3 protein-coding genes are annotated in these 4518 nt (G+C 70.0%); 2 read left to right on the plus strand and 1 reads right to left on the minus strand.

Annotated elements, in window-relative coordinates; translation table 11 throughout:
* Window positions 1-342 precede the first annotated feature (342 nt).
* Entirely contained in the window at window positions 343-1020 is a 678-nt protein-coding gene (locus tag ACRWNP_RS36945) for a hypothetical protein (protein WP_431969362.1), read from the minus strand.
* Window positions 1021-1193: 173 nt separating this feature from the next.
* Between ACRWNP_RS36945 and ACRWNP_RS36950 the strand changes: the two genes are divergently transcribed.
* Both ACRWNP_RS36950 and ACRWNP_RS36955 read left to right on the plus strand, forming a co-directional pair.
* A complete protein-coding gene (locus tag ACRWNP_RS36950; RefSeq protein ID WP_431969364.1) occupies window positions 1194-2402 on the plus strand; it encodes a HupE/UreJ family protein in 1209 nt (402 codons plus the stop codon).
* Window positions 2403-2532: 130 nt separating this feature from the next.
* Window positions 2533-4458 carry a fibronectin type III domain-containing protein gene (locus ACRWNP_RS36955; RefSeq protein ID WP_431969366.1) on the plus strand — a complete coding sequence of 642 codons (1926 nt, stop codon included), beginning with the start codon at window positions 2533-2535 and terminating at the stop codon, window positions 4456-4458.
* The last annotated feature ends 60 nt before the right edge of the window (window positions 4459-4518 follow it).

Raw genomic sequence — 4518 nt, forward strand, 5'->3', positions numbered from 1 at the left:
CGGCCCATGCCGGATCCTCGGCGAAGCAGAGCTGCAGCTCCACCTTCCAGTACTGCGGTTGCCGGTGGGGCGCGTCGCCGTCGCCGCCGGTGGCGTGGACCGCGAGCAGCCGCCCGAAGGAGAGCGCGGGCAGGTCGTCGTTCCAGTCCCATCGGCCCCATTCGGCGATGAAGCCGTCGCCGTCGGCCTCCTCGACGCCCTCGACCTCGATGGCGAGGAACTCGGCGAACGCCTCCCAGGCCGCGTCGACGTCGTGGACGGCGTCGGGCGCGGCGCCGTGGTGGCGCAGGGTCCGGGCGAGCTCTCGGCGGCGGATCGCCAGGGAACGGGCACAGAGGGAGGCTATCCCTCGTGCTCGTCGAGCCAGAGGACGATCCCGGTCACGCCGCCCAGGACGGCCGCGACGCCGGCGCGGACGGCGGCGGCGCAGCGGGCGGGGGTGAAGGTGGCGGGGTCGTACGTCGAGGACATGCCGAGGCCCTCGCCGCGGAACGACGCGCCGGACCAGTCGACGGCGGTGACGTTCGCGGTGGGCTCGGCCAACTCCGCGCCCACCACGAGGAACTGCTGGGAGAGGTGGTTCGGGGTGACCGTGGCGAGAGGGTCGATCAGGTCGTTGCCGGCGCTGATGACGAGGTCCGGGTGCATCTCCAGGGCCCGGGTGGCGCTGGGCAGGAGGTCGGAGGGGTGGTCGGCGACGACCGTCCTGAGGTCGACCTGCTCGGCCCCGGCCCACTCCTTGACCGCGGTCACGAGCGCCTTGGTGGGCCGGTCGTCGCCCGAGGTCAGCAGGACGACGCGGTAGCCCTTCGAGGGATGGACCCCTGACCAGGAGCCGGGGGCCGGCGTGGCGGTGGCCTCGGGGGCGGGCGGGTCGGCGCGGTCCACGAAGCCGGGACCGGGTGTGCCGACGGCGCTGGGCCGGGGGTGCGGTCGTGACCAGTCGTCGCCGGAGCCGCATCCGGTGAGCAGCGCGGCGGCCGCGGCCAGTGTGGCGGCGGCCCGAAGCGGGGGGCGCAAGGCGATCGACCTCCGGGTGGTGACAGGTGGTGCCGTCCTCATCCTGCAATCCCGTCTCCCTCACCTCCATCCGGAGGGCGCCGTTGTCGGACTTGTTTGCGCACGATTCGCCGACCGGCCGGTTCCGGTTCACCCATGACGTGCACGGTGCAGTGGCAACCTCAAGGAGCCACATGTCACATCGCCTCCGCCGCACCCTCGTCGGGATCACCGCGGCGGTGATCGCCATCCTGGGCCTCGGGCAGCAGTCCGCGCTCGCGCACGGGTTCACCTCGACCGTGTACGCGGACGTCGCCCCGGCCGGCGGAGGCCGCGTACGGACCACGTTGCAGCTCGAGTACGACCTCTTCGTGGTGTCCGCCGCCGACTACCAGCACGACGACGCGCTCTTCCGTGAGGGGACCGCCGCGTTCGACGCCGGCGACTCCGCCGCCCAGGCGGCGGCGCTGGCCGCGCACGTGAAGTCCGCCGTCGCGTACGCCACCGGGCGCTTCACGCTGAGCTCCGACGGCAAGACCTGCGTCCCCGCCCGGATTGGCGGCTTCACGATCGGCCGCCGGGAGGGTGTGCCGTACGCCACCCTCCGCCTGGACTGGGACTGCCCCCAGGGCGGGGACCGTGAGGTGCGCAGCGGGCTGTTCCCCGATTCCGAGGGTTACGTCAAGGGCACCAAGACGATCGTCACGTACGCGGTGGACGGCAGTTCGGGCAGTGCGGCCCTCGACGCCGAGCACCCGTCCTTCTCCATCGGCCAGTCCTGGTACGAGCGGTTCTGGGAGTTCTTCCGACTGGGCGCAGAACACCTCCTGACCGGGGTCGACCACATCCTGTTCCTGCTCGCCCTGATCGCCGGTTCGCGGCGGCCGCGCGAGATCGTGCTGGCGGCAACCAGCTTCACCCTGGCTCACTCGGTGACCTTCATGCTCGCCGCTCTGGGCGTGGTCGACGTGCCCGCGCGCGTCGTCGAGCCCGTCATCGCGCTGTCGATCGCCGTGGTCGCCGGCTGGTACCTGTGGCGGATCTGGCGGCGCGGCGACCACGCGACCGAGCTCGAGGCCCCCGGGCAGGGGCACTTCAGCCTGGACCGGGCCGGATGGACCCGCCTCGGCGTGGTGTTCTGCTTCGGTCTCGTCCACGGTCTGGGCTTCGCCGGCGCGCTGGGGATCGACGAGGCGTGGTCGTGGACCCTGCTGTGGTCCCTGCTGGTGTTCAACGTCGGCATCGAGGCCGTCCAGTTGGCGATCATCGCCGTCGTCTTCCCGCTGCTGCTCGTGCTGCGCCACCGCTCGGCGCGGGCCGGGCTCTGGGCCGCGGGGGCGATTTCCGCCGGGGTGTCCGTCATGGGGGTGGTGTGGTTCGTGCAACGAGTATCCGGATTCTGAGACTCCGTCCAGGGATAGCGCGAAGTTCAACTACGTCGTCACCCGCATTTATGTTCGCTTTACCTGCCGAGGTGAGCGTGGGGTCCTCCACTCGATGCACACATTTCGTGCACAGAAGGAAAAGACGAAAATGAGATCGAGCTACTCCTCGCGGAGCTCCGGGTCCGCGCGGCGCCGTGTGGCCACCGGGGCCACCGCGGCTTTCCTCGGCCTGACGGTCGCCCTCGGCAACGGGCTGGTGACGTCGGCGTCCGCCGCCGACACCGCCACGCTCAGCGGCATCGTCCTCGGTGTCGGCGCCAACGAGGCCCAGCGCACCGTGACGTGGTACTCCTCCGCCGACACGGCGCAGCAGATCCAGGTCGCCCCGACCGCGCAGCTGGTGAACGGCGAGTTCCCGGCCGGCGCCGCCGCCTTCGACGCCATCGGCGCGGCGAACATCGCCTCCAGCGGCGGCTACAACCGCCACGCGACGATCACCGGGCTGAAGGAGCAGACCCAGTACTCCTACCGGGTCGGCAGCGAGGGCAACTGGTCCTCCACCTACTCGTTCAAGACCCAGGACTTCGAGGGCGAGTACGACTTCCTGTTCTACGGCGACCCGCAGATCGGCTCGTCCGGCAACCTGGCGAGCGACCAGGCCGGCTGGCAGGACACGGTCGACGTCTCGCTGAAGGCCAACCCGAACGCCGAGCTCCTGGTGTCCGGCGGCGACCAGGTCGAGAGCGCCAACAACGAGTCCCAGTGGAACTCCTTCCTGGCTCCCGACGGTCTGCGCCAGTACCCGTGGGCCGCCACCATCGGCAACCACGACGTCGGCGGCAAGGCCTACGAGCAGCACTTCACCACCCCGAACACCGACCGTTCGGCCCCGTACTACGACAACGGGACTCCCGAGGGCACCAGGTCCGGCGGTGACTACTGGTACATCTACAAGGACGTTCTGTTCATCGACCTGAACAGCAACAGCTACAACTCCGCCAACGGCGGCGGTGACGAGGCGCACGTCAAGTACGTCACCGACGTCATCAACAAGCACGGCGACGAGGCCAAGTGGAAGGTCCTCGTCTACCACCACGCGATCTACTCGCCGGCCTCGCACGCCAAGGACGGCGAGAACAAGCAGCGCCGCAGGGACTTCCCGACCGTGTTCTCGAACCTCGGCGTGGATCTCGTCCTGCAGGGTCACGACCACAGCTACTCCCGCAGCTACCTGATCAAGAACGGTGCCAAGGAGAACCCGGCCGAGCAGCCCGGTGCCTCCGACGTGTACCCGGGCCCCGGTGGCGTCCTCTACGTGACGGCCAACTCCGCCTCCGGCTCGAAGTACTACGACATCACCAAGCCGGACAGCAGCGGCACCAGCGGTGACGGGAACGGCGCCGACCCGCTGAACCCGGGCAACTACTGGTACAACTCGGTCCAGAACCAGGAGCACGTCCGCACCTACGTCAAGGTGCAGGTGCGCAACGACAAGCTCGTGGTCGAGAACATCCGCAGCGGCGCCAACGGCCCCGACCAGCCGGTCGGTTCGCACGTCGACGACGTCACGGTGCACCCGTACCACGGTGACAAGCAGGACCTGCAGGTCAACGTCCCGAACCCGGCTCCGGGCGAGTTCGGCTGGACGATCGACGGCTACAACGGCCTGGTCGACCTCGGTACCGCCAAGGAGCAGAACGGCGACCACTTCGTCGCGGGCGGCAAGATCAACCCGATCCTCGTCTCCGACAGCCGCCGTTCACTCGCCCCGTGGTCGATCTCGGCCAACGTGGGCGACTTCAAGGACGCCGACAAGACCTTCTCCGGCTCCTACCTCGGCTGGACGCCGTACGTCCTGGACGGCGGCGCCGGTGCCGCGGCCGGTGACCCGGTGGCGTCCGGTTACGACGACCAGGGCAAGGGCCTGTCCGTCTCGCGTGGCCTCGGCTCCGCCGGGCAGGGCCACCCGCGCGGTTCCGCCAAGCTCGGCGCCGACCTGGATCTGAAGATCCCGGACAGCGTCGAGAAGGGCGGCTACCGCGCCACCCTCACGATCACTGCGCTGAGCAGCTGACCGTACCCGTTTGACGGCGGGGGGGGGGAAGCACCTGTGTTCCCCCCCCCCCCCCCCCCC

It is taken from the genome of Actinacidiphila sp. bgisy160 (genome assembly GCF_965342435.1).
Lineage (GTDB): Bacteria > Actinomycetota > Actinomycetes > Streptomycetales > Streptomycetaceae > Actinacidiphila.